At 58.9% G+C, this 25,298-nt stretch carries 17 protein-coding genes; all 17 read left to right on the top strand.

The window, feature by feature from the left end:
- The first annotated feature begins 10 nt into the window (after positions 1-10).
- Complete coding sequence (gene tssF, locus J5M66_RS02305; protein WP_039757337.1) at positions 11-1,798, top strand: type VI secretion system baseplate subunit TssF; 1,788 nt, start codon at positions 11-13, stop codon at positions 1,796-1,798.
- Positions 1,762-2,769, top strand: coding sequence for a type VI secretion system baseplate subunit TssG (tssG, locus tag J5M66_RS02300; RefSeq protein WP_016772504.1), 1,008 nt, complete (start codon positions 1,762-1,764; stop codon positions 2,767-2,769). The genes tssF and tssG overlap by 37 nt, the downstream gene beginning before the upstream one ends.
- Before the next feature lie 11 nt (positions 2,770-2,780).
- Positions 2,781-5,438 carry a type VI secretion system ATPase TssH gene (gene tssH, locus J5M66_RS02295; RefSeq protein ID WP_207807580.1) on the top strand — a complete coding sequence of 886 codons (2,658 nt, stop codon included), beginning with the start codon at positions 2,781-2,783 and terminating at the stop codon, positions 5,436-5,438.
- A gap of 10 nt (positions 5,439-5,448) precedes the next feature.
- Positions 5,449-6,969, top strand: coding sequence for a sigma 54-interacting transcriptional regulator (locus tag J5M66_RS02290; RefSeq protein WP_122705536.1), 1,521 nt, complete (start codon positions 5,449-5,451; stop codon positions 6,967-6,969).
- A gap of 297 nt (positions 6,970-7,266) precedes the next feature.
- Positions 7,267-7,407, top strand: coding sequence for a hypothetical protein (locus tag J5M66_RS02285; RefSeq protein ID WP_003229566.1), 141 nt, complete (start codon positions 7,267-7,269; stop codon positions 7,405-7,407).
- A gap of 18 nt (positions 7,408-7,425) precedes the next feature.
- Positions 7,426-8,622: a type VI secretion system-associated FHA domain protein TagH gene (gene tagH / locus J5M66_RS02280; protein ID WP_016772508.1), complete on the top strand. Its 1,197-nt coding sequence runs from the start codon at positions 7,426-7,428 to the stop codon at positions 8,620-8,622.
- Between the two features lie 5 nt (positions 8,623-8,627).
- Positions 8,628-9,128 (top strand): type VI secretion system lipoprotein TssJ, encoded by a 501-nt coding sequence (gene tssJ, locus J5M66_RS02275; RefSeq protein ID WP_016772509.1) that lies wholly within the window; start codon positions 8,628-8,630, stop codon positions 9,126-9,128.
- A gap of 2 nt (positions 9,129-9,130) precedes the next feature.
- Complete coding sequence (tssK, locus tag J5M66_RS02270; protein ID WP_016772510.1) at positions 9,131-10,462, top strand: type VI secretion system baseplate subunit TssK; 1,332 nt, start codon at positions 9,131-9,133, stop codon at positions 10,460-10,462.
- 5 nt (positions 10,463-10,467) lie between these two features.
- Positions 10,468-11,343 (top strand): type IVB secretion system protein IcmH/DotU, encoded by an 876-nt coding sequence (gene icmH, locus J5M66_RS02265; RefSeq protein WP_016772511.1) that lies wholly within the window; start codon positions 10,468-10,470, stop codon positions 11,341-11,343.
- A 14-nt stretch (positions 11,344-11,357) separates the two neighbouring features.
- On the top strand, positions 11,358-14,897 hold the full coding sequence (gene tssM, locus J5M66_RS02260) for a type VI secretion system membrane subunit TssM (RefSeq protein WP_207807579.1): 3,540 nt from the start codon (positions 11,358-11,360) through the stop codon (positions 14,895-14,897).
- Positions 14,897-15,625 (top strand): PP2C family serine/threonine-protein phosphatase, encoded by a 729-nt coding sequence (locus J5M66_RS02255; protein WP_041476618.1) that lies wholly within the window; start codon positions 14,897-14,899, stop codon positions 15,623-15,625. The genes tssM and J5M66_RS02255 overlap by 1 nt, the downstream gene beginning before the upstream one ends.
- Positions 15,622-16,623, top strand: a complete 1,002-nt coding sequence (locus J5M66_RS02250; RefSeq protein WP_071172095.1) for a serine/threonine-protein kinase — start codon at positions 15,622-15,624, stop codon at positions 16,621-16,623. The genes J5M66_RS02255 and J5M66_RS02250 overlap by 4 nt, the downstream gene beginning before the upstream one ends.
- A gap of 28 nt (positions 16,624-16,651) precedes the next feature.
- The gene (locus tag J5M66_RS02245; protein WP_207807578.1) at positions 16,652-18,688 is read left to right on the top strand and encodes a type VI secretion system tip protein VgrG; all 2,037 of its coding nucleotides are present in this window, start codon (positions 16,652-16,654) and stop codon (positions 18,686-18,688) included.
- 5 nt (positions 18,689-18,693) lie between these two features.
- Positions 18,694-19,713 carry a sel1 repeat family protein gene (locus J5M66_RS02240; RefSeq protein ID WP_207807577.1) on the top strand — a complete coding sequence of 340 codons (1,020 nt, stop codon included), beginning with the start codon at positions 18,694-18,696 and terminating at the stop codon, positions 19,711-19,713.
- An 18-nt stretch (positions 19,714-19,731) separates the two neighbouring features.
- Entirely contained in the window at positions 19,732-22,881 is a 3,150-nt protein-coding gene (locus J5M66_RS02235; protein WP_243432827.1) for a hypothetical protein, read from the top strand.
- Positions 22,856-23,437, top strand: coding sequence for a hypothetical protein (locus J5M66_RS02230; RefSeq protein WP_207807576.1), 582 nt, complete (start codon positions 22,856-22,858; stop codon positions 23,435-23,437). The genes J5M66_RS02235 and J5M66_RS02230 overlap by 26 nt, the downstream gene beginning before the upstream one ends.
- A 458-nt stretch (positions 23,438-23,895) precedes the next feature.
- On the top strand, positions 23,896-25,290 hold the full coding sequence (locus tag J5M66_RS02225) for a TIGR01777 family oxidoreductase (RefSeq protein WP_207807575.1): 1,395 nt from the start codon (positions 23,896-23,898) through the stop codon (positions 25,288-25,290).
- Positions 25,291-25,298 lie beyond the last annotated feature (8 nt).

The following is a 25,298-nucleotide window of genomic DNA, read 5'->3' as shown; positions in this document are numbered from 1 at the left end:
CAGGTACCCCGTGTCCTTTAACCACTACTACCAAAGCGAACTCACCGCACTGCGCCAGCTCGGTCGCCGTTTCGCCGAGCGTAGTCCGGCGCTGGCACCGTATCTGGGCCAGGCCGGGCGGGATCCGGATGTGGAGCGGTTGCTAGAAGGCTTTGCGTTTCTGACCGGGCGTTTGCGCCAGAAGCTCGATGACGAACTGCCGGAGCTCAGCCATTCGCTGATGCAGTTGCTGTGGCCGAACTACATGCGCCCGCTGCCGGCGTTCAGCATTCTGCAGTTTGATCCGCTCAAGCGTTCCGGGCCGGCGCTGCTGGTTGAGCGCGATACGCCGATCGAGAGCAAGCCGATCGAAGACGTGCGCTGCCGCTTCCGTACGTGCTACCCGACCGAGGTGTTGCCGCTGGATCTGGCTGCGCTGAATTACTCGGTGAAGGGCGATGGCTCGCTGCTCAGCCTGCGCCTGGAAATGAGCGCTGACGGCCACCTCGGCGAACTGGAGCTGAGCAAGTTGCGCCTGCACTTTGCCGGTGAGCGCTACATCAGCCAGATGCTCTACCTGAGCCTGCTGCGCAACCTCGACGGCATCGAACTGATCCCGCTCGACGGCGCCGGCAAGCCGATTGATGGCGTCAGCGGCAAGCCGATGGCGTTCAAGATTCCCGGCGACCGGGTGAAACCGGTGGGTTTTGCCGAAGAAGAAGCGTTGATCCCGTATCCGCTGAACACCTTCCGTGGCTATCGCTACCTGCAGGAATACTTCGCCTTCCAGGACAAGTTCCTGTTCGTCGACGTCAACGGTCTGGACATTCTCAAGGCGCTGCCGGAAGACACGCTCAAGCAGATGCGTGGTCTCGAACTGCGCTTCGACATCCGCAAGAGCGGCATCATGCGCATGCGCCCGACCCTCGATAACGTGAAGCTGTTCTGCACGCCGATCGTCAATCTGTTCGAGCACGACGCTCTGCCGATCCGTCTAGACGGCAAGCAGGACGAATACCTGCTGCTGCCGGCGGAATACGACCTGGAAAACTGCGGTGTGTTCTCGGTGGAAACCGTCACTGGCTGGAAGCCCGGCGGTCTCGGTTATCAGGAATACGTGCCGTTCGAGTCCTTCGAGCACGACCCGAGTTTCGACGTGCCCAACAGCCGTCCGCATTACAGCATTCGCCAGCGTTCGTCCTTGCTGCATGACGGCCTCGACACTTACCTGAGCTTCGGCATCCGCCACACCGAAGCCCACGAAACGCTGTCGATCGAGCTGATGTGCACCAACCAGAACCTGCCGAAAAAGCTCAAGCTCGGCGACATCTGCATGGCCAGCGAGCAGACCCCGGAATTCCTCAGTTTCCGCAACATCACCCCGGCCACGTCGAGCTTCGCGCCGCCGCTGAACCGCGACTTCCTGTGGAAGCTGATCAGCAACATGTCGCTTAACTATCTGTCGCTGGCCGACGTCAATGCGTTGAAGGTGATTCTGGAAACCTACGACCTGCCGCGCTACTACGACCAGCACGCGGAAAAGGTCAGCAAGCGCCTGCTCGGCGGCCTCAAGCACATCAAGCATCACCACGTCGACCGACTGCATCGTGGTCTGCCGGTGCGCGGTTTGCGCACCGAGTTGACCATCGACCCGGAAGGCTATATCGGCGAAGGCGACCTGTTCGTCTTCGCTTCGGTTCTCAACGAGTTTTTCGCGCTTTACGCCAGTCTCAATTCATTCCATGAGCTGCGGGTAAAAAGCACACAGGGAGAGGTGTACCAATGGACACCACGTATGGGCCTGCAGCCCCTGCTTTAAGCGGGCTGACCAAGGTAATACGCGAGTACTCGCTGTTTCAGGCCGTGCTGTTGGTGATCGACCGGCTGCGCGAGGCACACCCGCATCTGAGCGAAGACGATCTGTACGATCAGGTCGAGTTCCAGGCCAACCCGAGCCTGGGTTTTCCGCGCAGCGACGTCGATCGCGTGGAGTTTTTCGAAGAGCACGGCAAGATGCGCGCGCGCGTGCGTTTCAACCTGATCGGCCTGGTCGGCTCCGGTTCGCCGTTGCCGGCGTTCTATGGCGAGCAGGCCCTGGGCGACAGCGAGGACGGCAACCCGACGCGCAACTTCCTCGACCTGTTCCACCATCGTCTGCAACGGCTGATGCTGCCGATCTGGCGCAAGTATCGCTACCGCGCGAGCTTCCAGAGCGGCGCGATCGACCCGTTCTCGGCGCAACTTTTTGCGCTGATCGGCCTGGGTGGCGACGAGATCCGCAAGGCCAAGGAACTCAACTGGAAACGCTTGCTGCCGTACCTCGGCCTGCTCAGTTTGCGCGCGCACTCGGCGGCGCTGATCGAAGCCGTGCTGCGTTACTACTTCAAGCACGAAGACCTGGTCATCGAGCAGTGCATCGAGCGCCGCGTGGAAATTCTCGACGAGCAGCGCAATCGTTTGGGCCGTGCCAACAGCGTACTCGGCGAAGACCTGGTGCTGGGCGAACACGTGCGCGATCGCAGCGGCAAATTCCGCATTCACATCACCGAACTCGACTGGCAGCGATTCCATGAATTCCTGCCGATCGGTTTCGGTTACCAGCCGCTCTGCGCGCTGGTGCGGTTCACCTTGCGTGACCCGCTCGATTACGACATTCGCCTGGTCCTGCGCCAGGAAGAAATCCGCGAACTGCGCATCGGTGAGCAGAACGCCTGTCGCCTCGGTTGGACCAGTTGGCTGGGCCGCGAAAAAGCGGACGGCGTGGTGACCCTGGGCAGCAAAATTCATTAAGGACGTGAGCCATGATCAACGTAGACCTGCAACAACTCATCCAGGCGCTGGACGCCGAAACCCGTCGTGATCTGGAACGTTCGGCCGAGCGTTGCGTCGCCCGTGGCGGCAGCAAGATCCTCGTCGAAGACTTGCTGCTGGGCTTGCTCGAGCGCCCGAACGGCTTGCTGTCGCGCGCGCTGCAAGATGCTGACGTCGACGCCGGTGAACTGACCGCTGCATTGCAATCGCGGGTCGAACACAGCGCTTCGCGCAACCCGGTATTCGCTCCGGAACTGGTGCAATGGCTGCAAGACGCGCTGCTGGTGGCCAACCTCGAGCTGGGCCAGACCCAGGTCGAAGACGCCGCGCTGATCCTGGCGTTGCTGCGCAACCCGATGCGTTATGCCGGCAGCCGCTATCAACCGCTGCTCGCCAAGTTGAACATCGATCGCCTGAAGGAATTTGCCCTGTCGCAACAGGAGCAGCCGGCGGCCAATGGCAAACCGGCGGCGCAAGGCGAGTCGCTGTTGCAGCGCTTCACCCACAACCTGACCCAACAGGCCCGCGACGGCAAACTCGACCCGGTGCTGTGCCGCGATGGCGCGATCCGGCAGATGGTCGACATCCTCGCCCGTCGCCGCAAGAACAACCCGATCGTCGTCGGTGAAGCCGGTGTCGGCAAGACCGCGATCGTCGAAGGTCTGGCCTCGCGCATCGCTGCCGGTGAAGTGCCACAAGTGCTCAAAGGCGTTGAATTGCTCTCGCTGGACATGGGCCTGCTGCAGGCCGGCGCCAGCGTCAAAGGTGAATTCGAGCGTCGTCTGAAAGGCGTGATCGACGAAGTCAAAGCCTCGCCGAAACCGATCATCCTGTTCATCGACGAAGCCCACACCCTGATCGGCGCGGGCGGTAATGCCGGCGGCTCCGATGCGGCCAACCTGCTGAAACCGGCGCTGGCCCGTGGCGAACTGCGCACCATCGCCGCGACCACTTGGGCCGAGTACAAGAAATACTTCGAGAAAGACCCGGCGCTGGCCCGTCGCTTCCAGCCTGTGCAATTGCACGAACCGACCGTGAGCGAAGCGGTGACCATTCTGCGTGGTCTGGCTCAGGTCTACGAGAAGAGCCACGGCATCTACCTGCGCGATGACGCGGTGGTGTCCGCTGCTGAATTGTCCGCGCGTTACCTGGCCGGTCGGCAACTGCCGGACAAAGCCGTCGACGTCCTCGACACCGCTTGCGCCCGCGTGCGCATCAGCCTCGCTGCGGCCCCGGAAAGCCTCGAGCGCCTGCGTGGCGAACTGGCTGAAGGCGGCCGTCAGCGCCAGGCCCTGCGTCGCGATGCCGAGGCCGGTCTGCTGATCGACCACGAAGCGCTGGAGGCACTGGAAGCGCGGCTGGACGAAGCCGAAAGCGAGATGGTTGCGCTCGAGACCTTGTGGACTGAGCAAAAAGAACTGGCCGAGCGCCTGCTGGAACTGCGTCAGCAACTGGCCAAGGCCCGCGAAGCCGCAGCCGTCGAGCCGACCGTCAGCGTTGAAGAAGACGCCGAAGGCACCGTGATTGAAACTGTGGTCGCCGAAGTCGAAGAAGGCCAGAGCGTCGAAGCGCTGGAAGCTCAGCTGCATGAAACCCACGCCGCGTTGACCGCTGCGCAAGTCAAAGAACGCCTGGTCAGCTTCGAAGTCTGCCCGCGTCTGGTTGCCGAAGTGATCAGCGCCTGGACCGGTGTGCCGCTGGCGCAACTGGCCCGCGAGCACAACGCCAAGGTCGCCAGTTTCGCCACCGATCTGCGCACACGCATCCGTGGTCAGGAGCAAGCCGTGCATGCGCTGGATCGTTCGATGCGCGCAACCGCTGCCGGTCTGAACAAGCCTGATGCACCGGTCGGTGTGTTCCTGCTGGTCGGCCCGAGCGGCGTCGGCAAGACCGAAACCGCGCTGGCCCTGGCGGACCTGCTGTACGGCGGCGACCGCTTCATCACCACCATCAACATGTCCGAGTTTCAGGAGAAGCACACCGTCTCGCGCCTGATCGGTGCGCCACCGGGCTACGTCGGTTACGGCGAGGGCGGCATGCTCACCGAAGCCGTGCGCCAGAAGCCGTATTCGGTGGTGTTGCTCGATGAAGTCGAGAAGGCTGATCCGGACGTGCTCAACCTGTTCTACCAAATCTTCGACAAAGGCGTGGCCAACGATGGCGAAGGTCGCGAGATCGACTTCCGCAACACGTTGATCCTCATGACCTCCAACCTTGGCAGCGACAAGATCAGCGAACTCTGCGAAGACGGCGCGCGGCCGACCGCCGAAGTGCTCGAAGAAACCATTCGGCCGGTACTCAGCAAACACTTCAAACCGGCGCTGCTGGCGCGGATGAAAGTGGTGCCGTACTACCCGGTGGGCGGGCCGGTGCTGCGCGAGCTGATCGAAATCAAACTCGGCCGTCTCGGCGAGCGCCTGAACCGTCGTCAGCTGGAGTTCAGCTGGTGCCAGAACCTCGTCGATCACCTGTCCGAGCGTTGCACGCAAAGCGAAAGCGGCGCGCGCCTGATCGATCATCTGCTTGATCAACACGTACTGCCGCTGGTGGCCGACCGTCTGCTCGACGCGATGGCGACCGGCGAGAGCCTCAAGCGTGTGCATGCCACGCTCGACGGCAGTTCCAGCGTGACCTGCGAGTTCGTCTGAGGTGGGCGTGATGTTCACTCAAGTGCCGCAGCCACTGGTCTATGCCGAAGCGTTGCTGGCGCAGTTCGCCAGTCTGTCGCGGGCGGCGGACAGTGCTGCGCTGCTGGGTGAATTCGTCCGTGGCCTGGCCGAACTGAGTGGCTGCGAACTGACGCAGCTGTATCTGCTCGACGCCACCCACACCTGCCTGGGGATGAACGCCGAATGCCTCGACGGCGCGTTGCAACCGCGTCAGGCGGCGAGCCTGCCGGCGGATTACAACGGTGAACAACTGCTGCAATTCGCCCTGTGCCAGAACCGCGTGGTGTGCCTCGACGACCTGACCGGCAGCCTGCACGAAACCAGTTTTCTGCCGGCGACGAGCACGCCGTGGCAGTCGCTGTTGTGCGTGCCGCTGGTCAATCAGCACAAGTCGGTTGAGGGCTTGTTGCTGTGTGCCAGTCGTCGTCGCACTGACTTGCAGGGTTTCGCCGACTCCCTTGGCCAGCTCGGCTCGTTCGTGCTCGGCCAACTGCATCTGCTGCAACGCCTGCGTCAGCCAGCCGCCGAATCGGCCACCGCCACTCGCAGCGTGCCGAGCATCAGCGGCTACGGCCTGATCGGCAAAAGCGCGGCGATGCGCCAGACCTACTCGCTGATCAGCAAGATCCTCCACAGCCCGTACACCGTGCTGTTGCGTGGCGAGACCGGCACCGGCAAGGAAGTGGTGGCACGGGCGATCCACGATTGCGGCCCGCGTCGCTCCCAGGCGTTCATCGTGCAGAACTGCGCGGCGTTCCCGGAAAACCTGCTGGAAAGCGAGCTGTTCGGCTATCGCAAAGGCGCCTTCACCGGTGCCGATCGCGATCGTGCCGGGCTGTTCGACGCGGCCAATGGCGGCACGTTGCTGCTCGATGAAATCGGTGACATGCCGTTGTCGCTGCAAGCGAAGATTCTGCGCGTGTTGCAGGAAGGCGAGATTCGTCCGCTGGGTTCCAACGACACGCACAAGATCGACGTGCGCATCATCGCCGCGACGCACCGTGATCTGGCGGCGTTGGTCAGCGAAGGCAAGTTCCGCGAGGACTTGTACTATCGCCTCGCGCAGTTCCCGATCGAGCTGCCGGCCCTGCGTCAGCGCGAAGGCGACATCCTCGATCTGGCCCGGCATTTCGCCGAGAAGACCTGCACGTTTTTGCAGCGTGATCCGGTGCGCTGGTCGGATTCGGCGCTGGAGCATCTGTGCGGCTACAACTTCCCCGGCAACGTTCGCGAACTCAAGGCACTGGTCGAGCGCGCGGTGTTGCTCTGCGAGGGCGGCGAGTTGCTCGCCGAGCATTTTTCCCTGCGCCTGGAAGCGATGCCGGAAGACAACAGCGGCCTGAATCTGCGCGAACGCCTGGAGCAGGTCGAGCGCACATTGCTGCTCGATTGCCTGCGCAAGAACGACGGCAACCAGACCCTCGCGGCCCGCGAACTGGGCCTGCCACGGCGCACGCTGCTGTACCGCCTCGGGCGCCTGAATATCAATTTGGGTGACTTTGATGGTTGAGCTACAGCACTTCTTCGAACCCAACACATACCCTGTGGCGAGGGGATTTATCCCCGTCCGGCTGCGCAGCAGTCGCAGTCCGGTACATACGGTTTCACTGAGAAATCGCGCTGGCAGGTTATGGGGGCGCTGCGCACCCCAACGGGGACAAGTCCCCTCGCCACGGGAGGTCGCCGTACCTCCAGGCTATGGCGCAAGGCCTCGATCTAGAGGCTTCGAGCCCACCTCAAAAACTTATTTCAGCGCCGCCCGCAAGGGTCGGCGCTTTGTGCTTTGTCTACACCTGGAGACCCTCTGATGTCTGTTCGTCACTGGCACGCTGTCCTGCTGACCCTCGTCGTTCTATGCGGCCTTGGCGGCTGTAGCGGCAATTACAAATTCAACGACAACGACTATCGCCCGTTGGGTGATCCGCAAGCGGTCAATCGCGGCAAGTGACCGCAAGGAGCATCAAACATGGAATTGGTTTTCGAAATGCTGAACACCAAGCAGTTCGTGCCCACCGAGCTGTGCCAGCGGACCTTCAAGCAGGCCGGCGGCGTGATCGGGCGCGGCGAGGACTGCGACTGGATCATCCCTGACCGCAAGCGGCACCTGTCCAATCACCACGCGATTGTCAGCTACCGCGAGGGCTCGTTCTTCCTTACCGATACCAGCAGCAACGGTGTCCAGGACGGCAGCAGCGGCGCGCGCCTGCACAAGGGCGAGCCGGTGCGCATCGAGCACGGCAGCACCTACATTCTCGGCGACTTCGAGATCCGCGCGCGGCTGGTCCGTGACCCGGCGACCTTCGACGGCGAAGTCGGCCGTCCGCGTGCCGCTGGCAGCATCATTCCGGATGACGCGTTCCTCGACCTCGACCCGCTCAATGCCCTCGAACAGCAAGAGCGCGTCTACTCGGAAATCGACGAACTGCTGTCGCCCACCGCCAAGCCGGAAGACTCCCGTCAACGTGCCGACTACGCGCGCATCGACATGGAAAGCCTGATGGTCCCGGAGCTGATCGCCGCCCCGGTCGAGCCTGAGCCGGCGCCTGCACCGAAAGCCGTCGAGCGTCAGAGCGAAGGTTTCTGGGAACACTTCGGCGCGGCGCTGGGCGTCGACGTCAAAGGCCTCAGCCACGACGAACGCGAAGCGCTGGCGCTCAACGCTGCGCGCCTGCTGCGCCAGAGCATCGGCGGTTTGCAGCAGAGCCTGCGCACCCGCTCCGAGCTGAAAAACGAATTGCGTCTGGCCCAGACCACCGTGCAAGGCACCAACAAGAACCCGCTGAAATTCGCCGTCGATCCGAGCGAAGCACTGCAGATTCTGTTGCAGCCAAGCAAGCCTGGCCATCTGCCCGCCGAGCAAGCGATCTCCCGCGCATTCCGCGACCTGCAGGCGCATCAAGTGGCACTGCTGACCGCCAGTCGCGCTGCTGTGCGTGGCACGCTGGAGCACTTCTCGCCGGAGCAGCTGACCCTGCGTTTCGAGCGTGACAGCAAGCCATTGATCGCCACTTCGGGTGGGCGCTGGAGAGCATTCGGCCGCTACCACCAGGCACTGCGTCAGGACGATGACTGGAGCGAGCGTCTGCTGGCCCGCGACTTTGCTCAGGCTTACGAAGAACAGATTCGTCTGATCTCCACCCTCCACACCGACCACCAAGGATGATGCGCATGTCTCGCCGCTCGACCGCTTTTTTCAAGACGCTGACTGCGCTCACCGTGCTGGTGCTGCTCGCCGGTTGCTCGTCGCTGTCGCCATACTCGAAAGTGACCAAGATCAACCTCAAACTGACCGGCAGCGATCAGCTCAACCCGGACCTCAACGGGCGGCCGTCGCCGATCGTCGTGCGCCTGTTCGAACTCAAGCACCCGGTGACCTTCGAGAACGCTGATTTCTTCAGCCTCTACGAGCGCGCCAAGGAATCCCTCAACCCGGATCTGGTGGCCAGCGAAGAACTCGAATTGCGCCCGGGCGAAACCGTGGAACTGAAACTCAGCGTGGAGGAGGGCAGCCGTTACGTGGGCATCCTCGCCGCCTATCGCGACCTGCCGGATACCCAGTGGCGGCACACCGTGCAGATCACTCCGCTGGAACTCACCGAGGCTGATCTGACCCTCGATCAGGCCGGTATCCGCAACACCCAACAAGTGCTCGCCAAGGCGGATGACTGATCATGAACACCCATAAAGTCATTTGGCAGGAAGGCATGCTGCTGCGACCGCAGCACTTCCAGCACAACGATCGTTATTACGATCACCAGATGAAAACCCGCACGCAATTGCTCGGTGGCTACACCTGGGGTTTTCTCAATCTGGAAATCGACTTGCAGTTCCTCAACATGGGCAAACTGGTGATCAGTGAAGCCTCGGGGATTCTGCCGGACGGCAGCCTGTTCGAACTCGGTGGCAACACCGAGCCGCTGGCGCTGGACGTGCCGCCGAACACCGGCAACACGCCGATCTATCTGGCGCTGCCGCTGGTCACCGGCAACCACATCGAGGCCCGGCGCCCGGAGCAATCGGACGTGCTCGCGCGCTACACCGCGTATGACGCCGAAGTCGCCGACTCCAACGCCGGCGATGATTCCGCCAGCCAGGTCAGCTGCGGTCGGCCGGACTTCAAACTGTTGCTCGGCGAGCAGCAGAGCGATCAGGCCTACGTGAAGCTGAAAATCTGCGACGTGCTCGACACCACGCCCGACGGCGTCATCAGCCTCGACCCGGATTTCGTCCCGACCTACATTCAGGCCCACGCCTCCAGCTACCTGCTGTCGTGCCTGAAAGAAGTCATCAGCATGCTCAGCCACCGTGGCGACACCATCGCCGAGCGGATTCGCTCCAACGGCAAGGTCGGCGGCGCTGAAGTCGGCGACTTCATGATGCTGCAACTGATCAACCGCACCGAACTGCTGCTGCGCCATTACCTCGGTCTGGAACAAGTGCATCCGGAAGAGTTGTACCGCACGCTGCTGACCATGCTCGGCGATCTGGCGACCTTCTCCGGCGAGAGCAAACGCCCGCGCCTGGACAGCCGCTATTCCCACGCCGATCAGGGCGCAAGCTTTCGCAAACTGATGGAAGCGATCCGTCAGGTGCTGTCGATGGTGCTCGAACAGCACGCCATCGAACTGATCCTGCAGGCGCGTCAGTACGGCATCATTGTTTCGCCGTTGCACGACCACAAACTGCTCGGCTCGGCCTCGTTCGTGCTGGCAGCCAGTGCCAACTGCGACTCCGAAGAACTGCGTCAGCGTTTGCCGCAGCACCTCAAGGTCGGCCCGGTGGAGCGCATCCGCCAACTGGTCAACCTGCACTTGCCGGGGATCAAGGTCAAACCGTTGCCGGTGGCACCACGGCAGATCGCGTTCCACTCGAACAAAACCTATTTCATTCTCGAACTCAGTTCCGAAGACCTCGCACAACTCGAACGCTCCGGCGGTTTCGCGTTCCACGTGTCCGGCGAATTCGCCGAGCTTGAACTGAAATTCTGGGCCATCAGGAACTGACCGACATGATCAAGGAAACGGATTACAACCAGGACGACAAAACCGTCCTGCTCGATCGTCAAGGCCACGGACCGGCATCGAGTCCGCTGACCGACTTCGCCGCGCCGCCGCGTTTCGAGCAACTGGAAGAACGCATGATCTACGCCGCGCGCCTGCGTCCGGCGGAGGCGTTCAACATCAGCCTCAACTCGCTGGTCGCGGCCTCGTCCGATCTGCTCTCGGAAGTGGTGCGTCTCAAGCACAGCGAAACACGCGAAGACCTGTATGCGCTGAATGAGCGGCTGACTGCCGGGCTGAAATTGTTTGAAGTACGCGCCCTGCACAACGGCGCCGAAAGCAGCCAGGTGATGGCCGCGCGTTATGTGCTCTGCACCGTGGTCGACGAAGCTGTCGTGACCACGCCGTGGGGCAACGAAAGCGAATGGTCGCAGATGAGCCTGCTGAGCAGCTTCCACAACGAAACCTTCGGCGGCGAGAAGTTTTTCCAGCTGCTCGATCGGCTGTCGAAAAACCCGGTCAAGCACCTGCCGATGCTCGAGCTGATGTACCTGTGCCTGTCCCTCGGTTTCGAGGGCAAGTACCGCGTCCAGGCGCGCGGCATGCTTGAGCTTGAAGGCATCCGCGACGCCTTGTACCGGCAGATCCGTCAGTTGCGTGGCGACGTGCCGCGCGAGTTGTCGCCGCACTGGGAAGGCCTCAACGACCAGCGCCGCAACCTGGTGCGCATCGTGCCGGCGTGGATGGTGGTGCTCTTTACTCTGGTCTGCCTGGTGGTGATGTATTCGGGCTTCGCCTGGGTCCTGAGCGAACAACGCGACACCGTTCTGCATCCTTATCAGCCGCTTGATCCAGCCGCGGTACAACCGCAGGCGCAGCCGTAAAACAGGGACGTGTGATGAAAAAGTTTTTCAAGAAAGTCGGCGCCTTCCTGCGCCAGACCTGGGTCTGGACTTTGCTGCTGGTGCTGTTCGTGGCGCTGCTGGTGTGGTTCGTCGGCCCGTTGTTGGCGGTCGATGATTACAAGTTCTGGGAAAGCGCGACCTCGCGCCTGCTGACCATCAGCGTGCTGTTCCTGATCTGGGGCCTGACCATGGTCTTCGTCAGCTGGCGCGCGGGTATCCGCAAGAAAGCCGAGGAGGAAAGCGAGGACGGCCAGGACCGCATTCGCCGCGAAGAGCTGATCGACGAAGAACAGAAAGAGTTGAAGGCGCGGTTCAAGGACGCACTGAAAACCCTGAAGACGTCGAGCCTGTATCGCGGTCGCAGCGAGCGCTGGCGCAGTGACTTGCCGTGGTACCTGCTGATCGGTCCGCAGGCCTCGGGTAAGACCAGCCTGCTGGACTTCTCCGGTCTGGAATTCCCGATCAACAAGATCGACCGCAAGCTGACCCGCGACACCCTCGGCACCCGTCATTGCGACTGGTATTTCGCCGATCACGGTGTCCTGATCGACACCGCCGGGCGCTACACCACTCAACCGGACGCGGAAGTCGACGGCAACGCCTGGACAACCCTGCTGGAACTGCTGCGCAAGCGTCGTCGCGGCCGTCCGTTGAACGGCGTGCTGGTGACCATTCCGGTGGAAACCCTCACCGGCGGCAGCGAGCAGGACATCGAGACCCTCGCGCGCCAGGTGCGCAGTCGTTTGCAGGACGTGCATCAGAAACTCCACGTCGATGTGCCGGTGTATCTGGTCCTGAGCAAGGCGGACAAGCTGCTCGGCTTCGACGAATTCTTCGATCAACTGACCCGCGAAGAAAGCGATCAGGTGCTCGGCACCAGTTTCCGCAAGGATCAGGTCGGCACCGACGTCACGGTTCTGCGCAACGAGTTCGAAGAGCTGCTGCGCCGCTTGAACAGCCAAGTGATCATGCGCATGCACTCCGAGCGCGATACTCAGCGCCGTGGGCGCATCCTCGATTTCCCGCATCAGTTGGGGCAGATCGGCGAGCGTCTGTGCCTGTTCGTCGACATGGCGTTCACCGGCAACCGTTATCAGCGCGCTACGCAACTGCGCGGCTTCTACCTGACCAGCGCACCGCACCTGACCCAGGAAATGGATTCGACCACCGCCGGCATCGGCGCCAGCCTGGGCATGAACGCCGGCGTGCTGCCGACTCTGCGCAGCGGCCGTTCGCGGTTCATCCACCACTTGCTCAGCCAAGTGATTTTCCCCGAGGCCGATCTGGCCGGTCTGGACAAGCGCGAGCGCAGCCGCATTCATTGGGGCCAGCGCGCGCTGTACGTCGGTGCACTGGCGGCACTGGCGCTGTTCGGCATGCTCTGGGCGGGTGGTTTCTCGGCCAACTACGAGCGTCTGGAAAACCTGCGTACGCTGGCGCAGAACTGGACCCAGCAACGCTCGGCCGTGACGCCGCGCGATGACGCCATGGGCGTGCTGAAAGTGCTCGACACCAGCTACGCCGCGACCCAGGTGTTCCCGAACAAGGGCGACGTCTCGTACCACGAGCGTGGCGGGCTGTATCAGGGCGAAGAGATCAACCCGGTGGTGAAAACCGCCTACGAGCGTGAGCTTGAAGCGCAGTTGCTGCCACGGGTGGCGACCATGCTCGAAGGGCAGATCCGCGCCAACATGAAGGACCGCGATCGCCTTCTCAACAGCCTGCGTGCGTACCTGATGCTGAACATGAAGGATCGTCGCGACGCGGCGTGGCTCAAGGACTGGGTCGCCACTGACTGGTCGCAGCGCTACACCGGCAACACCGCGGTGCAGAACGGTCTGAATACGCACCTCGAGCGTTTGCTCAAGCAGCCGTTCATCTACCCGCTGAACGATCAACTGGTGACGCAGGCGCGTCAGGTCCTGCGCAGCGAATCGCTGGCCAACGTGGTTTACCGCATGCTCCGCGAGCAGGCGCGCAACCTGCCGGACTACCGCTTCAGCCAGCACCTCGGCCCGCAAGGTTCGTTGTTCATCGGCACTGAATACGTGATCCCGGGTTTCTACACCCAGCAGGGTTATCAGCAGTATTTCTCGGTGCAGGGCGCCGCGCTGGTCACCGATATCCTGCGTGACAACTGGGTGCTGGGCGAAGGCGCGGGCATCAGCGACATGGACTTGCGTCGCCTGATGGTCGAGCTTGAGCAGCTGTACTTCCGCGACTACGCCAACTACTGGAGCGAAGCCGTTGGCCAGGTCGCATTGCCACCGATCAGCGACGCTGGCGAAGGCGCCGAGCAACTGGCGGGCCTGACTTCGGCCAACTCGCCGGTCCTCGCATTGCTCACCGAAGTACGTGAAAACACCCGCTTCGAAGCCGCGGCTGATCCGGTCGATGAAGCCGGCGAAGCTGCCGATGCGCTGGCCGGACAGAAAGGCAAACTGGGCAAGGCCGGCAAACTCGCCGCCGCTGCCGCCGACAAGGCTTCGGCGCTGAACGTGGCGAAGAACTTGCCGGACACCGCGAAGAAATCCCTGCAACGCCGCTTCGAACCGCTGCATCGTCTGCTCGATGACAACAACGGCCCGGGCGCTGACCTGACGCCAGCGTTCAGCGCGCTCAACGACCTGCAACTGCAACTGGCCGGCCTGGCCCGTTCCAGCACGCCGGAGCAAGCCGCGTTCGAGATGGCCAAGACGCGCATGAACGGCCAGCGTGATGCGCTGACCAACCTGCGTAATGCCTCCGGTCGTCTGCCGCGTCCGCTGAGCGTGTGGTTCAACGTGCTGGCCGAGGACTCGTGGCGCCTGGTGCTCAACGATGCCTATCAATACCTGAATGGCCGTTATCAGAACGAGCTGTACAGCGTGTACGGCAAAACCATCAGCAAGCGCTATCCGTTCAGCGCCAGCAGCACCAGCGACGTGGCGATCAGCGACTTCCGTGAGTTCTTCCGTGCGCAAGGTACCGTCGACCGCTTCTTCGACAGCTACATGCGTCCATTCGTCAGCGGCGATCCGGGCAACTACCGCATGCGCAGCGTCGACGGTCACAGCCTGCCGGTATCGAAGGTCTACCTCGATCAGATGGCGGCGGCGCAGACGATTCGCCAGAGCTTCTTCTCGATCAACCCGGCCGAGCCGACCGTGCAGTTCAAGCTTGAACCGTACACCCTCGATCCGGCGGTCAGTCGCTCCGAATTCAAGTTCGGCGACAAGACCATGGAGTACCGTCACGGCCCGATCCTGCCAATGACCTTCAAGTGGCCGACCGATGCTGAAGACGGTCGCACCAGCCTGGTCATGGACAAGATGGCCGGACGCCCGATCGGGATCGAGAAGAATTCCGGCCCATGGTCGCTGTTCCGTTTGTTCGACCTGATGCAGACCGAGTACCTGAACGGTCGTGACGTGCTGGTACTGAAAGCCGACGTGGGCGGTCTGCGCGCCAACTACCTGCTCACCAGCCAGCGCACGCCGAACCCGTTCGACATGGGCGTGCTGCGCACCTTCCGTATGCCGGTGCAGCTCTGATGCTGGTGGCCAGTCCCTGGCGCAGCGCGGCGCGTACCGACCCGGGCAAGGTGCGGGCGCGCAACGAAGATGCCTTCCTCGACTCGCCGCAGCACGGGCTGTGGGTGGTCGCGGACGGCATGGGCGGTCATCAGGGTGGCGACATCGCCAGCCAGTTGATCGTCGCCAGCCTGGCTGAGTTGCCGCAACACGAGGACTTCGACGAACGCCTCAAAGCCATCCGCCAGTGCCTGCACTGGCTGAACCGGCGCTTGGGCCAGGAGTTGACGGTCACTGCCGGACGTCACGACAGCATCATGGGCAGCACCGTCGTCGCGCTGCTGGTGGAAGGCAATCGCGCGGCCTGCATCTGGGCCGGCGACAGCCGATGCTACATGTGGCGCGGGCAGCGGCTGTATCAGCTGTCCAAGGACCATTCGCTGCAACAGCAGCTGATCGACGAGCAGCAAATGAGCGTCGAACAGGCGGCAGCGCACCCGGCGGCTCAGGCACTCACCCGAGCCGTCGGCGCCGCCGACACACTGACCCTGGATGTGCTTGAACTCGAGGTCTATCCGGGCGATGTGTTTTTGCTCTGCAGCGATGGTTTGTATCAGGGCCTGAGCAGCGATGCCCTCGGCAACGCCCTCAGCCTCAGCGCGCCGCACGTGGCGCTGGAACGTTTGTTCGACGGCGCTCTGCGGGGCGCCGCGCGGGACAACCTGACTGCCGTGGTGATCCGCCAATGAGTGAACTCGAATCGCCCATCGATGACCTGCTGATCAGCGAAGAGCAGGCCAGCAACCTGACCTACTTTGCCTTCGCCAAGGGCAACAAGGCCGAACCGCTGCTGGCGCCGACCAAGGCCAGCATCGGTGCGCTGCCGGATGTACTCGCCGGTCGCTACCACCTCGAGCGTCTGCTCGGGGCCGGTGGCATGGGCGCCGTTTACCGGGCGCGGGATCTGCTGCACGAACAGTTCGGCGATCCCGACCCTTACATTGCGCTGAAAATCCTCAGCGAAGAATTTGCCGAATCGCCGGACGCCAGTGCCTTGCTCTACAGCGAGTTCGCCCTGACCCGACGCCTGCGCCACGACAACGTCGTACGTGCGCACACCTTTGAAGTCGACACCGACTGCCAGCGGGCCTTCATCACCATGGAATACATGCGTGGCCTGACCCTGGACAAATTGCTCTGCGAGCGGCCCCTCGGCCTGCCGTGGCAAGAACTGCGCGACATCGTCCTGCCGCTGCTCGACACGTTGGCCTACGCCCACCGTCGCGGCGTGCTGCACGGTGATCTGAAACCGAGCAACGTCATGCTCAGCGAAGACGGCCTGCGCCTGTTCGACTTCGGTCTGGGGCAGGCAGAGGAGGGCACCTTGCCCGGCCTGCCGCACCTGAGCCGCGAGCGTTTCAACGCCTGGACCCCGGGCTACGCCGCCCCCGAACTGCTTGAGGGCCAACCATTGTCGGCCAGCGCGGACGTGTACGGCGTGGCCTGCGTGATCTATGAACTGGCGGGCGGCAAACACCCGTTCCGCCGCTTGCCCTCGACCCAGGCCCGCGACGAGCACCTGGAGCGCGAGCTGCGCGCCCCAGCGAATCTACCCCAGCACGGCTGGCAAGCGCTGCGAACCGCGCTGAGCTTCAACCCGGCAGAACGCACCATCACTGCCCAACAATTGCGTGACGCCTTGGGCGCCACTTCGTCCTGGCTGCAACGTCTGCGACTTCGGGCGTAACGGATGACATTCGAACAGGGAGCACACGATGTTCAACTCAGCTAACGAAACCCACTTCAGCCTCAAGGTCGAAGACTACGTCGGCGACCTGCAAGTGCTGTCGTTCACCGGCACCGAAGGCATCAGCCAGGCGTATCGCTTCGACCTCGAGCTGGTCAGCGAAAACCCCGATCTGGACCTTGAACAACTGCTGCACAAGCAGGCGTTTCTGGCATTCGATCCACAGGGCTCGGGCATTCACGGGCAGATCTACCGCGTCGCCCAGGGCGATGCCGGCAAGCGCCTGACCCGCTACAAAGTCTCGATCGTGCCGCAACTGCAATACCTGCATCACCGCACCAACCAGCGCATCTACCAGCAGATGTCGGCGCCGAAAATCATCGCGCTGATCCTCGAAGAGCACGGCATCAAAGGCAACGCCTACAGCTTCCAGCTCAGCCAGCCGTGCCCGGATCGCGACTACTGCGTGCAGTACGACGAAACCGATTTGCACTTCGTCCAGCGCCTGTGCGAAGAGGAAGGCATTCACTACCACTTCCAGCACAGCGAAAAAGCCCACCTGCTGGTGTTCGGCGACGACCAGACCGTGTTCCCCGACCTCGGCCAGCCAACCGCGTACGTGCAGGGCAGCGGCATGGTCGCCGAAGAACCGGTGATCAAAGCCTTCAAACTGCGTCTGGAAACCCGCACCACGCGCACCACTCGCCGCGACTACGATTTCGAAAAACCGCGCCTGCGAATGGAAGCGGCGTACAAACCCGACGGCGACAGCACCGAGCCGGATCTGGAAGATTACGACTACCCGGGCCGCTTCATCGACCGCGCGCGCGGCAAGTTCCTCAGCCAGCGCGCCCTCGAACGCCACCGCGCCGACTACCGCCAGGCCGAAGGTCGCGGCGACCAGACCAGACTGGTCAGCGGCCACTTCATGGAAATGTCCGACCACCCGCGCAGCGAGTGGAACGACCTGTGGCTGCTCACGCAAATCTTCCACGAAGGCAAACAGCCGCAAGTCCTCGAAGAAGGCGTGACCAGCGACACCACCGACAACAAAGACGACTTCCACCAAGGCTACCGCAACACCTTCCTCGCCACCCCGTGGGACGTGTTCTACCGCCCGGCCCTCGAACACCCGAAACCGCGTGTGCTTGGCAGCCAGACCGCCATGGTCACCGGCCCCAAAGGCGAAGAAATCCACTGCGACCAATACGGCCGCATCAAAGTGCAATTCCACTGGGACCGCGAAGGCCTGGCCGACGACAAAACCAGCTGCTGGCTGCGCGTCTCCAGCTCCTGGGCCGGCGACCGCTACGGCGCCATCAGCATTCCGCGCATCGGCATGGAAGTCCTCGTCACCTTCCTCGAAGGCGACCCCGACCAACCGCTGGTGACCGGTTGCCTGTACCACAAGGAAAACCCAGTGCCATACGCACTGCCGGCGAACAAAACCCGCAGCGTGTTCAAAACACTCAGCTCACCGGGTGGTGGCGGCTACAACGAACTGCGCATTGAAGACAAGAAAGGCGCCGAGCAGATCTACATCCACGCCCAGCGCGATTGGGATGAAAACGTTGAGCATGACCAGAAGATTCGCGTCGGAAATGAACGTCACGACACGGTGGTGAAGAACACCTACACCGAGCTGAAGGCTGAAGAACACCGCACCACGATTTCCGACCGCAAGGTTGAAGCGAAGCTGGATGATCATTTAACGATTGGGCAGAACCAGCATGTGAAGTTGGGGACTGCGCAACTGACCAGTGTGGGCAAAGAGATTCACCTTAAGGCTGGGGACAAGATTGTTATTGAGGCGGGGACGGAGCTGACCATTCTTGGCGGTGGGAGCTTTATCAAGCTCGATGGCGGTGGGGTGACGGTGGTTGGGCCGGTGATCAAGATCAATGCGGGTGGCTCGGCTGGCTCCGGCACAGGGATCGGGATTAAACCGCCGGTGCTGCCGGGGGCGGCGGATAAGGATAAGGCGGGGAGTTTGATGGATCAGGCGTTGTTGAATGCGCCGCCTGAGAAGGTTAAGCCGAAGGCTTTTTTTGTGTTTTCTGAGTAATCGACATGAATCGTGTTTTGAAGAAGAGCAATGGCATCGCGATAGCGGTTTTCACCGCGTCGCTGTTGAGCCTGTTTCATGGCAGCGCTTATGCGGATGAATGTCCGTCCGAGGACTTTTCCCAGTTTCTGCCGGCGTTTTCTGCGAATGCCGAAACTCAGCAGCGGTGGACTGCGATGACGGTGAAGTCGCTGGTTTTGAAACCGGTGGGAGATCATGGGGTTTTTGAGCCTAAAACGATGGGGCTTACTAGCACCAATTTAGCGTTTCCGTTGATGGCGCCTGTAGGCGCGGACAAGACTGAAGGCGTAGAGGTTGAGGAGATTGACGATAATCATTTCAACGTAGTGGATAAGCGAGCAGGTAATAGCAACATCAAGATTTTTAATTTTTCTCGCCAAGCGTGTTGGGTGCTTGAGGGGGTTGAAGATTGGTCGATCAGTGAGAAAGATCTCGTAGAGACGAGCAAGCCCCGCATGAGCGAGGCAGAGAATTTTTGCTTTCAACGTGCAGAGGCCTTTAGAGGCCTAGGGGGGCTGGAGCAGTACCGACTCACAGGTGAGTTGTTTGAAGCTTCCTTGGAAAACTATCTATGCGCAGCCGCTTCCGGTGATCCCCAGGCTAGTTTGAATGCAGCAAGCTTGAGTCTTTCCGGAATGGCTCCGCAGTTGCAAACGGATAAGGTTGAGCAGCTATTCAAGGCAGCAGCGACCACTCTGCCTGAGGGGGCGATGAGCCTCTCGTTGTTTTATTGCGATGGAAACAACATTTCCTCCAATGGCCCTTGCCAGCATCCAGCACAGGCCGAGGAAGCGCTGACGCAAGCGGCCCGTATGGGAAGTGCTTTTGCGATAAATGCACTCGGGCGTGCCTTTGAAACTGGAGAGCTGGTAACGAAGGACATGTCCCGGGCGGTTGCGTGCTACCAAGTGGCTGCCAAAAAAGGCAGCAAAGGGTCTATCGCACATTTGGAACGTCTAAATAAACAGACCGCTGAAATTACTAAAGCGAGCTATTGCTACTGATTATTGCAGGAAGCAGAAATGACAGAGCCACTAGATTTATCAAGTAACTATACGAGTGCTAACTATAGATATAAGGAAGGAGGAGATGGTTTCGTCGTAGAAAATGGCAAAAAAATCGTCGATTGCTCTCATATGGTAAACCTGTTGCTCACAGGCGCTGGATATCAAGTTCCTTACCAGAATACGGCGGGGCTAAATAGTGCAGCCGCACTTCAATACTATGATGTAATTAGTCCTGCTAATGTGAGGCGAGGAGATATCGTACTCTGGATTAACGTAATCTCTAATCGAGATAATAAAACGCTAAATCATACGGGTATCGTAGAGCACTATGATAGTACGCTGGACTCTCAATATGGTGAGTTTTTTGGGGCGCAAAGCTCTGGTCCAGCTACTGCAAAGTTTGGTGCCTATAGCAAAGCATATTTTTGGCCAGTCCCTACAAAATTTCTAAGGGTTAAGGAATCGACTCGGACGGGGGAAGGATCCGCACCTGCGCCCGCACCTGCACCTGCACCTGCACCGGTAGAATCTACACCATTAATGAATTTTCAGTACCCGTTTAGAAAAGCGGACGGATCGCAATTTAAGGATGCTGAAGAAATCTTTAAAGCACTTGAGAGTGAAAGCTCAGGTAACTTTTTACTTGGGAATCATGGATTTTGGCATGGCGGTATTCATATCACGCATAAGACTGCTCCGCAGTGTGTGAGAGATGAACCTATTCGTTGTATTGGAGATGGTGTCGTCGTAGCCTATCGGTTGAATGAGGATTATTTAAAGACTGAGTTTGAAGGTTCGAGTACTACAGAGGAATTGAAGTACTCAAATTCATTCTGCCTTGTCAAGCACGACTATAAATCACCACCTAATAAAGAGGTCGTGCCCAATACTAGTAATGAACTCGTATTTTATAGCCTGTATATGCATTTGCTACCATACCAGAGGTACGCGGATGAACCAGAACAGACGGGCCATCAGAAAATAAAGATGATCGCAAGTGGGTTTAAAGCTCGAAGCGATGTTGCTGGTGCGACTGGCTGCATCGAATACGGTTCGATTTCTGCTGGAACTCAAATTGAAATACTTGAAGAGCACTCTGATCACATCCACGCGAAAGGCAAACTAATTAAAGGTACAGTAGGTGGACGCACGCCAGGACAGGATTTCTGGTTCGCCTACAAGCAAAACGGTGTTGCATACCCAAGAGGTGATGGCAGTGCGAGCTGGAAAGCAATAACTGCACCGGAGCGAAAGAAGCCAGATTATTGGAAGGGCAAGGTCAGAGCTATAGTTACCGGCTCTGGGCTTACCTTAAGGGTAGCCCCCTCACCGCAGAGTAACGGCGCTTTAGCTGGGGCTGCAATGAGACAGGTAAATAGTCTGGGGCAAAACGAAGATTTAGTACTTTGTACAAATAGCGTAATAGAATTTGATAGTGGGAAAGTTTTTAGCCTGAAGATTGGCTCTAAGTCATACAAAATGGCGGAATGTTGCTTCGTGCCAAGTACTTCTGGCACTGCAACCGGTTTGAAAAGCCATTCCACTCCTGTCCCAGCAACTTTTTGGGCTTGTGTTGAAAAGCCTTATGTTCAACTGCTTGGATTGATTCCTACGGAGTTTGACAAGGTCGTAGCTATGGATACGGCAATTAAGGCAGGTGACGTAATCGGCTTTCTTGGTTTAAATGAAACATTGGCAGGTCCTGATGGAGGGGTTTCGAGAAGTTATCAAGTCCATGTGGAAATTTTTTCGGCAGATCCGAGAATTGAGGATTTCTTGAAAAACAAGGCAGCAGTGAAGCAAGGAAAGCAATACTTGCACTTGCCAGCGAATACAACTTTGAAAAGTAAGCCCCCTCTAACTGGGGTTGTGACAATTTCGAATGAAACCTTTGTGGAGCTTGGGAAAACTGTTATCTATAAGGACCCTGAAGAGTGGTACGAAGTAACCGTAGTTGATGAATCAGAAAGCAAATCGGGTTTGCTCAAAAAAGAAGGGGCGGAGCTTATTGCTCAGCACGACTGGGAAAAACTAGGCTTTCGCGTCGTTAAGGAATCAAAATCAAATTCTGATGGTTTTCTGGATCCTGATGATATGCCAGAATTCTTCCAGACCTTATATAACGACTTGGATCGATTTGGTAACAGAGATCAAAAAGTCACTCCCGAAGATTTCCCGATTGCACTCAAGAATATTGAGTTCAGGGATCATTGGTCAAAGCTCATTGCATATCACCCTACGGAGTGGAAATCTAAGTCGGACTCTTCCAAATGGGCGCGGCTGGATACATTGCTGGAGGATTACCCATCTGTTCTAAATCACGAAAAAGAACGAATAGATAGTTTAATATTTTGGGATGATTCAGTTATACAGTCTAAAGGCTTAGGTGATGGCGTTTTATGGCATTTTCATCCAATTGCATTTCTTGGTAATCAGATCGGTAGTCGCGGAAAAATAAAGATCACCGTCGAGATGTTAAAAAGGGTATTTGAAGGACTAAAAAATACCTCCGAACAAGATGTCTTATTGGCGGAAGTTGCCACCCAGCTAAATGAAAACTGTGAAAGATATAAATTAGATACTCCGTTGAGGTTGAGTCACTTTTTTGCTCAGGTAAGGCAGGAAATTGGATCGAAGTGCGCGGTGGTAGAGGACTTTACCTATGGAGTGCCTGGCCTAAAGGGTACATTTAAGTATTTTAGGGATCACCCTGATGAAGCAACACTTTATGGATATCCAGGATCTAATAAATATGTGTCTCACGAAAATCAGATCGCGATAGCGAATCGAGCATATGGCGGGAAATTAGGTAACGGCAATATATCGTCTGGTGAGGGGTGGAAATATCGTGGTAGAGGTCTTAAACATTTAACGGGTAAAGCAAACTATCAAGCCTTTAAGGATTATCATAAAACGTTCTGGGATGAAGAAGTTGATTTTGTTGGTCAGCCGGATATCTTGCATACACAGTTTAAATACTCTGTTCGTTCGGGTGTTTATTTCTGGCTTAAAAACAATATTTTTGTAGAAGCGGATAAGGGTGATGCGGACGAAAACGTAGATGCTGTTACTCGTATTATTAACAGAGATACTGATAGTTATGATGAACGTCGGAAGCATTTCCAGAGGATATATAAAAATGAAAAAATATTTGAAACTGTCTAAAATCCGTTGCATTTTTGCGATGGTCATAAGCTTGGTCGTATCCAATGTGTTAGCAGATGCGGCACCTACATTGAGTGAGTTTCATCCAGCGGTCGTGGCTTCAGTAGGAGAAAAAAAGATTGCAGTGTTCTTTTTAAAAAATAGTCTGAAAAAACTGGTGAACGGAGAGTATGTTGCTGACGCCGAAATATATTATTCTCCGATTGGTTCAGATAAAACATTTTTCAAATATGTTTGGAAAGTTGAGGGTGATCAAATTGCCTCCGTCTTCTTCTACGATTGGAAATCTCCGGAGCGACGCGGTAAATCAATGTATGTCTTGGTGAAGAGCAAGCTGTCTGACTCCGCGTTTGATGGTTTTTCGTATTCAATCATGGAGCTTCCGCTCAGGGTCGATGGTGAAAACGCTTCATTGCTCTATTTCACAGGTGACCCATCTGATCCAGCTTTGGAAAACTGCAAGGATGGAAAGGACTTAGTTTCTGGAGCGAAGGTGGTTTGCAGTTATAAAGACGCTGCAAGTATTAAAAAATATTTTACCGCGCAGGATAAATGAAATTTCGAAGTCGCACGGGGGTTCGGCTTTGTTAGTTTCGTGCGATGGCTATTTTATCGTTGAGCATGAGTAAATCTGCCCCGTTTGGGTGAAATGGAGAAATGGGTGAAATGGGGACAGTGAAATGGGGGCAGACCACGATTTTAGCAATTACCCGAAAAACGCGGTCTGTCCCTTTTTTCTTTTATGGTCTGTCCTCTTTTTCTTTTAGCCTGTTATCAAATGGCGGCTGACAAAGGTGACCAGTTGGGCGTCTTCAACGTGGGGCGATTGGGATCGTCAGCCACGGCGCCGATCAAAGCCAGCCACTGCATTTGAATTTCGAGGGGCTGTTTGAGGCGGTTTTTGCAAAAGTTTTGTCTGAATCCCTCACGCTAAAACGTTTAACGCTTGAGCATCTGACGACCGCGATTTTCCTTTAAACTCCCCACCCCCAAGGAACGCGCTCAGGACACGGAATGCCAGCCTCTTCTTCCTCGCTTCGCCCAGCGTTGGTGCTTTGGCTATATGCCGCTGCGATCACGCACATCCTCGCCGGTCTTACCCTGACCTGGGCCGGTGACTCCGGCTTGCTCGATGGCTACCTGCAAGTCCTCGAACTGTCGTTCTGGGATGCCGATGCGGTTCCCACCGCCGGCCACGAACAACAAGTCTGGTGGCTCGCGCTGTTCGGCGCGACGCTGCAAAGTTATTCGCTGTACATGCTTGCGCTGGTGCACTTGGGCAATCGCTTGAAAGCCCCGGCAGTCTGGGGCTGGTTGAGCGCCGGCATCCTGTTATGGGCGCCGCAGGACATGTGGCTTTCAGCGCAACAACAGATCTGGTCGCACTTGTGGCTCGACGGTTTTGCGTTGCTGGTGTTGTTGCCGCCGTTGTTCTGGCTGTATCGGCATGATCGCCGGAAGCCTCCTGCAGTAAAGACACCGAGCCAATCCAACCCGTTTGCCGGCAGCGCTTTCAAACGCGTGCTGATCACCGGCGGCACCGGGTTCATCGGCGAAGCCTTGGTCAATCGATTACTCGACGCGGGCCATTCGGTCAGCGTACTGACGCGCGATCCGTTGAGCGCGGCCAATCTATTCAACGGCCGCGTCCGCTGCGTGCATTCACTCATCGAACTCAGTCATGACGAAGCCTTCGACGTAGTGATCAATTTCGCCGGCGCCCCTGTCGCTGGCCCACGCTGGACTCCCAAACGTCAGGCGCAATTGCTCGCCAGCCGAGTCGGCACCACCGAAGCGCTGATGACCTGGCTGAAGAACACCAAGCACAAACCCGCGCTATGGATTCAAGCCTCGGCCATCGGTTTCTACGGCGTGCGCGATGCCAGCGAAAGTCTCGACGAACACGCGAGCCAGGGCGACGGCTTCATGGCCGAACTCTGCGCGTGTTGGGAAGCCGCCGCGCAACCAGCCACGGAATTTTGCGTGCGTCAGGTGGTGCTGCGCCTCGGCGTGGTGTTCGGCGCGGGTGGTGCATTGACGCCGTTGCTAATGCCGTTCCGCCTAGGCTTCGGCGGGCGCATGGGCGACGGTCAGCAGATCATGAGCTGGGTGCATCGCGACGATGTGCTTCAGGTGATCGCGCGGGCTTTCAACGATGACAATCTGCGCGGCACCTACAACATGGTCGCGCCGGAAACGGTCAGTCAGGCGGCGTTCGCCGAGCAGGCCGGCAAGGTCCTCAAGCGTCCGGTGTGGTTCCACATTCCCGCCGCGCCAGTGCGTGCAATGGCGGGGGAGATGGCGCAACTGTTCTTCGACGGTCAGCGTGTGGTGCCGCAGCGTTTGACCGAGGCTGGCTACACGTTCCGTTATCCAACACTCGACGCCGCTCTGCGCGATCTGACCTGAGGATCGTT

The sequence above is a fragment of the Pseudomonas sp. 67(2021) genome (assembly GCF_017491835.1).
In the GTDB taxonomy this organism is placed as follows: Bacteria; Pseudomonadota; Gammaproteobacteria; order Pseudomonadales; family Pseudomonadaceae; genus Aquipseudomonas; species Aquipseudomonas atacamensis.
This window is presented reverse-complemented; position numbering and strand designations above follow the sequence as displayed.

Coding starts and splice junctions, on each gene's coding strand:
- tssG (WP_016772504.1), top strand. CDS start 1,762: ATGGACACCACGTATGGGCCTGCAGCCCCTGCTTTAAGCGGGCTGACC.
- tssH (WP_207807580.1), top strand. CDS start 2,781: ATGATCAACGTAGACCTGCAACAACTCATCCAGGCGCTGGACGCCGAA.
- J5M66_RS02290 (WP_122705536.1), top strand. CDS start 5,449: ATGTTCACTCAAGTGCCGCAGCCACTGGTCTATGCCGAAGCGTTGCTG.
- J5M66_RS02285 (WP_003229566.1), top strand. CDS start 7,267: ATGTCTGTTCGTCACTGGCACGCTGTCCTGCTGACCCTCGTCGTTCTA.
- tagH (WP_016772508.1), top strand. CDS start 7,426: ATGGAATTGGTTTTCGAAATGCTGAACACCAAGCAGTTCGTGCCCACC.
- tssJ (WP_016772509.1), top strand. CDS start 8,628: ATGTCTCGCCGCTCGACCGCTTTTTTCAAGACGCTGACTGCGCTCACC.
- tssK (WP_016772510.1), top strand. CDS start 9,131: ATGAACACCCATAAAGTCATTTGGCAGGAAGGCATGCTGCTGCGACCG.
- icmH (WP_016772511.1), top strand. CDS start 10,468: ATGATCAAGGAAACGGATTACAACCAGGACGACAAAACCGTCCTGCTC.
- tssM (WP_207807579.1), top strand. CDS start 11,358: ATGAAAAAGTTTTTCAAGAAAGTCGGCGCCTTCCTGCGCCAGACCTGG.
- J5M66_RS02255 (WP_041476618.1), top strand. CDS start 14,897: ATGCTGGTGGCCAGTCCCTGGCGCAGCGCGGCGCGTACCGACCCGGGC.
- J5M66_RS02250 (WP_071172095.1), top strand. CDS start 15,622: ATGAGTGAACTCGAATCGCCCATCGATGACCTGCTGATCAGCGAAGAG.
- J5M66_RS02245 (WP_207807578.1), top strand. CDS start 16,652: ATGTTCAACTCAGCTAACGAAACCCACTTCAGCCTCAAGGTCGAAGAC.
- J5M66_RS02240 (WP_207807577.1), top strand. CDS start 18,694: ATGAATCGTGTTTTGAAGAAGAGCAATGGCATCGCGATAGCGGTTTTC.
- J5M66_RS02235 (WP_243432827.1), top strand. CDS start 19,732: ATGACAGAGCCACTAGATTTATCAAGTAACTATACGAGTGCTAACTAT.
- J5M66_RS02230 (WP_207807576.1), top strand. CDS start 22,856: ATGAAAAAATATTTGAAACTGTCTAAAATCCGTTGCATTTTTGCGATG.
- J5M66_RS02225 (WP_207807575.1), top strand. CDS start 23,896: ATGCCAGCCTCTTCTTCCTCGCTTCGCCCAGCGTTGGTGCTTTGGCTA.